At 59.2% G+C, this 387-nt stretch carries 1 protein-coding gene; it reads left to right on the top strand.

The genetic code is table 11. From position 1 onward, the window contains the following. Positions 1-92: 92 nt before the first annotated feature. Positions 93-302 (top strand): major capsid protein, encoded by a 210-nt coding sequence (locus IOD17_RS19565; protein ID WP_090247769.1) that lies wholly within the window; start codon positions 93-95, stop codon positions 300-302. Positions 303-387: the final 85 nt, after the last annotated feature.

Below are 387 nucleotides of genomic sequence, written 5' to 3'. Positions count from 1 at the left end.
CAGCGAGCTGCAGGGCGAAACCATCGTGCTGTTTGCCCTGGTGTTCGGCTTCCTGGTTCTGAAAAAAGTCCTGAAATAGCGAGGTAACAACCATGAAAAACAAACTGCAAAACCTGAAACGCTCCCTCGGTGCTGCCGCTGCCCTGGGTGTCCTGGCCACTCAACAAGCCTATGCCGCTGTGCCGCCTGAGGCCACTGCCGCACTGGATACCGCTGGCACCGACGTCGGCACCATCGGTTGGGCTGTCTTCGGCGTGCTGGTCGCCGCTGCTGCCTTCAAGTACATGCGCCGCGCTCTGTAATCGCTGCGCGCTTCACCCAAGTCCCGCTACGGCGGGACTTACTTTTCAGGGCCACTCAATGAACTACGAACTCTACGTCCTGCTG

It is taken from the genome of Pseudomonas anguilliseptica (assembly GCF_021375795.1).
Classification (GTDB): domain Bacteria; phylum Pseudomonadota; class Gammaproteobacteria; order Pseudomonadales; family Pseudomonadaceae; genus Aquipseudomonas; species Aquipseudomonas anguilliseptica_A.
This window is presented reverse-complemented; position numbering and strand designations above follow the sequence as displayed.

Bases quoted from the DNA above. Each gene is read 5' to 3' on its own strand.
- IOD17_RS19565 (WP_090247769.1), top strand. From the start codon at position 93: ATGAAAAACAAACTGCAAAACCTGAAACGCTCCCTCGGTGCTGCCGCT.